The organism is Marinobacter suaedae, from assembly GCF_030519635.1.
Taxonomy (GTDB): domain Bacteria; phylum Pseudomonadota; class Gammaproteobacteria; order Pseudomonadales; family Oleiphilaceae; genus Marinobacter; species Marinobacter suaedae.
This window is the reverse complement of the sequence record NZ_JAUMIS010000004.1, coordinates 1-5,335: the sequence shown is the minus strand read 5'-3', so window position 1 is coordinate 5,335 and position 5,335 is coordinate 1. Positions and strand designations below refer to the sequence as shown.

The 5,335-nt window shown below is 53.4% G+C and carries 2 tRNA genes and 3 rRNA genes; all 5 read right to left on the bottom strand.

The features are described 5' to 3' along the window. Window positions 1-78, bottom strand: a 5S ribosomal RNA gene (gene rrf / locus QVZ43_RS16425); the annotation flags it as partial. A 79-nt stretch (window positions 79-157) separates the two neighbouring features. Next, a 23S ribosomal RNA gene (locus QVZ43_RS16420) occupies window positions 158-3,050 on the bottom strand. A gap of 289 nt (window positions 3,051-3,339) precedes the next feature. Continuing rightward, window positions 3,340-3,415 (bottom strand) — tRNA-Ala (locus QVZ43_RS16415). Between the two features lie 60 nt (window positions 3,416-3,475). Beyond that, a tRNA-Ile gene (locus QVZ43_RS16410) sits at window positions 3,476-3,552 on the bottom strand. An 89-nt stretch (window positions 3,553-3,641) separates the two neighbouring features. After that, window positions 3,642-5,181, bottom strand: a 16S ribosomal RNA gene (locus QVZ43_RS16405). Window positions 5,182-5,335: the final 154 nt, after the last annotated feature.

Here is a 5,335-nt window from a genome sequence, read left to right as displayed (position 1 = left end):
ACTACCATCGGCGCAGGCCTGTTTCACTTCTGAGTTCGGGATGGGATCAGGTGGTTCCGGGCCGCTATGGTCGTCAGACAAAACGGTTGATCACTGGGAAGGACGAGATAAATAGTGATGATGATTTCGCGTTATCCGCAATTGTCTTGGGTGTTATATAGTCAAGCCGCACGAGCAATTAGTACCGGTTAGCTCAACGCCTCACAGCGCTTACACACCCGGCCTATCAACGTCCTGGTCTTGAACGGCTCTTTAGGGACCTCGAAGGTCCAGGGAGATCTCATCTTGGAAGGGGCTTCCCGCTTAGATGCTTTCAGCGGTTATCCTGTCCGAACATAGCTACCGGGCAATGCGTCTGGCGACACAACCCGAACACCAGAGGTTCGTCCACTCCGGTCCTCTCGTACTAGGAGCAGCTTTCCTCAAATCTCCAACGTCCACGGCAGATAGGGACCGAACTGTCTCACGACGTTCTAAACCCAGCTCGCGTACCACTTTAAATGGCGAACAGCCATACCCTTGGGACCGGCTTCAGCCCCAGGATGTGATGAGCCGACATCGAGGTGCCAAACACCGCCGTCGATGTGAACTCTTGGGCGGTATCAGCCTGTTATCCCCGGAGTACCTTTTATCCGTTGAGCGATGGCCCTTCCATACAGAACCACCGGATCACTATGACCTGCTTTCGCACCTGCTCGACGTGTCTGTCTCGCAGTTAAGCGGGCTTGTGCCATTACACTAACCGCATGATGTCCGACCATGCTTAGCCCACCTTTGTGCTCCTCCGTTACGCTTTGGGAGGAGACCGCCCCAGTCAAACTACCCACCACACAGTGTCCTCATCCCCGATAAGGGGACCAAGTTAGAACCTCAAACATGCCAGGCTGGTATTTCAAGGTTGGCTCCACCCGAACTGGCGTCCGGGTTTCAAAGCCTCCCAGCTATCCTACACAAGCATGCTCAAAGTTCACTGTGAAGCTATAGTAAAGGTTCACGGGGTCTTTCCGTCTAGCCGCGGATACACCGCATCTTCACGGCGATTTCAATTTCACTGAGTCTCGGGTAGAGACAGCGCCCCCATCGTTACGCCATTCGTGCAGGTCGGAACTTACCCGACAAGGAATTTCGCTACCTTAGGACCGTTATAGTTACGGCCGCCGTTTACCGGGGCTTCGATCAAGAGCTTCGCACGAATGCTAACCCCATCAATTAACCTTCCGGCACCGGGCAGGCGTCACACCCTATACGTCCACTTTCGTGTTTGCAGAGTGCTGTGTTTTTAATAAACAGTCGCAGGGGCCTGGTATCTTCGACCGGCTTCCGCTCCACCCGCAGGGGCTTCACGTACACACCGGCGTGCCTTCTCCCGAAGTTACGGCACCATTTTGCCTAGTTCCTTTACCCGAGTTCTCTCAAGCGCCTTGGTATTCTCTACCTGACCACCTGTGTCGGTTTGGGGTACGGTCTCGAATCACCTGAAGCTTAGAAGATTTTCCTGGAAGCATGGCATCAATGACTTCCCGCTCTATGAGCAGTCGTCGTCACGTCTCAGAATTGAGGACCCGGATTTGCCTAAGTCCTCTTCCTACTCGCTTAAACCGGGACAACCGTCGCCCGGCTCACCTAGCCTTCTCCGTCTCTCCATCGCAGTGATCCAAGGTACGGGAATATTAACCCGTTTCCCATCGACTACACCTTTCGGTCTCGCCTTAGGGGCCGACTCACCCTGCGCCGATTAGCGTTGCGCAGGAACCCTTGGTCTTCCGGCGTGCGGGTTTTTCACCCGCATTGTCGTTACTCATGTCAGCATTCGCACTTCTGATACCTCCAGCATGCTTTACAACACACCTTCGCAGGCTTACAGAACGCTCCCCTACCCCGCATACAAAGTATGCAGCCGCAGCTTCGGTGACCAGTTTGAGCCCCGTTACATCTTCCGCGCAGGCCGACTCGACTAGTGAGCTATTACGCTTTCTTTAAAGGGTGGCTGCTTCTAAGCCAACCTCCTAGCTGTCTGAGCCTTCCCACATCGTTTCCCACTTAACTGGTACTTGGGGACCTTAGCTGGCGGTCTGGGTTGTTTCCCTCTCCACGACGGACGTTAGCACCCGCCGTGTGTCTCCCGGATAGTACTCACTGGTATTCGGAGTTTGCCTGGGGTTGGTAAGTCGAGATGACCCCCTAGCCCAAACAGTGCTCTACCCCCAGTGGTATTCATCCGAGGCGCTACCTAAATAGCTTTCGGGGAGAACCAGCTATCTCCGGGCTTGATTAGCCTTTCACTCCGATCCACAAGTCATCCCCTGGCTTTTCAACGACAGTGGGTTCGGTCCTCCAGTGCCTGTTACGGCACCTTCAACCTGCTCATGGATAGATCGCCCGGTTTCGGGTCTATGCCCAGCGACTAAGTCGCCCTATTCAGACTCGGTTTCCCTACGGCTCCCCTAGATGGTTAACCTCGCCACTGAACATAAGTCGCTGACCCATTATACAAAAGGTACGCCGTCACCCAACAAGTGGGCTCCGACTGCTTGTACGCATACGGTTTCAGGATCTATTTCACTCCCCTCACAGGGGTTCTTTTCGCCTTTCCCTCACGGTACTGGTTCACTATCGGTCAGTCAGGAGTATTTAGCCTTGGAGGATGGTCCCCCCATGTTCAGACAGGATATCACGTGTCCCGTCCTACTCGATTTCACTGAACTCAGGTTTCGGATACGGGGCTATCACCCACTATGGCGGCACTTTCCAGAGCCTTCTCCTACCAGTTGTCCAGCTTAAGGGCTAGTCCCCGTTCGCTCGCCGCTACTAAGGGAATCTCGGTTGATTTCTTTTCCTCGGGGTACTTAGATGTTTCAGTTCCCCCGGTTCGCCTCTTACACCTATGTATTCAGTGCAAGATACCGACCCGAAAGTCGGTGGGTTTCCCCATTCAGAAATGTCCGGATCACAGCTCGTTTGCCAGCTCCCCGAACCTTATCGCAGGCTTCCACGTCTTTCATCGCCTCTGACTGCCAAGGCATCCACCGTATGCGCTTAGTTGCTTGACTATATAACCCCAAAACAACTGACCCAGAATGTCCGCCGTCACCAGGCAAGCCTGATGTCGATTTTCATTCGAGACCGTCATTCGAAGCTATAAACAACCACTTCAACGACACACCGGATAACGCTTGAAATCGTTATCACTTTGAACATTTTCTCTCGGAGATAATGAGAGAAAAATATTCGTCTATCTCGTCCAATTTGTTAAAGAGCAATTCTGACCCAGTGATCAGAAAGAAGAGCTTCACTTCGGAAACGCTTGTTTCTGGACACTGACCGAAGTCAGGGTAAGTATGGTGGAGCTAGGCAGGATCGAACTGCCGACCTCCTGCGTGCAAGGCAGGCGCTCTCCCAGCTGAGCTATAGCCCCAAATAAACAGCTACCTTAAATTGTTCATCCCAGGCATTCACTAACGCCGAGCTGAGCAATTGGTGGGTCTGGGTGGACTTGAACCACCGACCTCACCCTTATCAGGGGTGCGCTCTAACCACCTGAGCTACAGACCCAATGGCATGGGCCTGCTAGACCCGTTGCTCTCTTTAATTAGCCAACCAAGTAATTCGTGTGGACTCTGACCGAAGCGTTCGGCTTCGTTTAAGGAGGTGATCCAGCCGCAGGTTCCCCTACGGCTACCTTGTTACGACTTCACCCCAGTCATGAACCACACCGTGGTGATCGTCCTCCCGAAGGTTAGACTAACCACTTCTGGTGCAATCCACTCCCATGGTGTGACGGGCGGTGTGTACAAGGCCCGGGAACGTATTCACCGCGACATTCTGATTCGCGATTACTAGCGATTCCGACTTCACGCAGTCGAGTTGCAGACTGCGATCCGGACTACGATACGTTTTGTGAGATTAGCTCCCCCTCGCGGGTTTGCAGCCCTCTGTACGTACCATTGTAGCACGTGTGTAGCCCTGGCCGTAAGGGCCATGATGACCTGACGTCATCCCCACCTTCCTCCGGTTTGTCACCGGCAGTCTCCCTAGAGTTCTCAGCCGAACTGCTAGCAACTAGGGATAGGGGTTGCGCTCGTTACGGGACTTAACCCAACATCTCACGACACGAGCTGACGACGGCCATGCAGCACCTGTCACTGCGTTCCCGAAGGCACCAATCTATCTCTAGAAAGTTCGCAGGATGTCAAGGCCAGGTAAGGTTCTTCGCGTTGCGTCGAATTAAACCACATGCTCCACCGCTTGTGCGGGCCCCCGTCAATTCATTTGAGTTTTAACCTTGCGGCCGTACTCCCCAGGCGGTCTACTTAGTGCGTTAGCTGCGCCACTAAAGATTCAAGATCTCCAACGGCTAGTAGACATCGTTTACGGCGTGGACTACCAGGGTATCTAATCCTGTTTGCTCCCCACGCTTTCGCACCTCAGTGTCAGTGTTGGTCCAGGTAGCCGCCTTCGCCACTGGTGTTCCTTCCTATATCTACGCATTTCACCGCTACACAGGAAATTCCACTACCCTCTACCACACTCTAGTCAGACAGTTCGAAATGCAGTTCCCAGGTTAAGCCCGGGGCTTTCACATCTCGCTTACCTAACCACCTACGCGCGCTTTACGCCCAGTAATTCCGATTAACGCTTGCACCCTCCGTATTACCGCGGCTGCTGGCACGGAGTTAGCCGGTGCTTCTTCTGTAAGTAACGTCAAGCCTCATGGGTATTAACCATAAGGTTTTCCTCCTTACTGAAAGTGCTTTACAACCCGAAAGCCTTCTTCACACACGCGGCATGGCTGGATCAGGGTTGCCCCCATTGTCCAATATTCCCCACTGCTGCCTCCCGTAGGAGTTCGGGCCGTGTCTCAGTCCCGATGTGGCTGATCATCCTCTCAGACCAGCTACGGATCGTCGCCTTGGTAGGCCTTTACCCCACCAACTAGCTAATCCGACTTAGGCTCATCTGATAGCGCAAGGTCCGAAGATCCCCTGCTTTCCCCCGAAGGGCGTATGCGGTATTAATCCGAGTTTCCCCGGGCTATCCCCCACTACCAGGCAGATTCCTAAGCATTACTCACCCGTCCGCCGCTCGTCAGCGGGTAGCAAGCTACCCCTGTTACCGCTCGACTTGCATGTGTTAAGCCTGCCGCCAGCGTTCAATCTGAGCCATGATCAAACTCTTCAGTTTAAATCATTCAGCGATCCGAAAATCGCAAATCTTGCTCAAGACAAAACTCAATTTCGACGAGTCACTGTCCTGATATTTCGTATCCGAAATACCTCGGCCAGCGCCCACACGAATTACTTGGTTAACTTTTTAAAGAACGTTGAGCCGTTGCTCA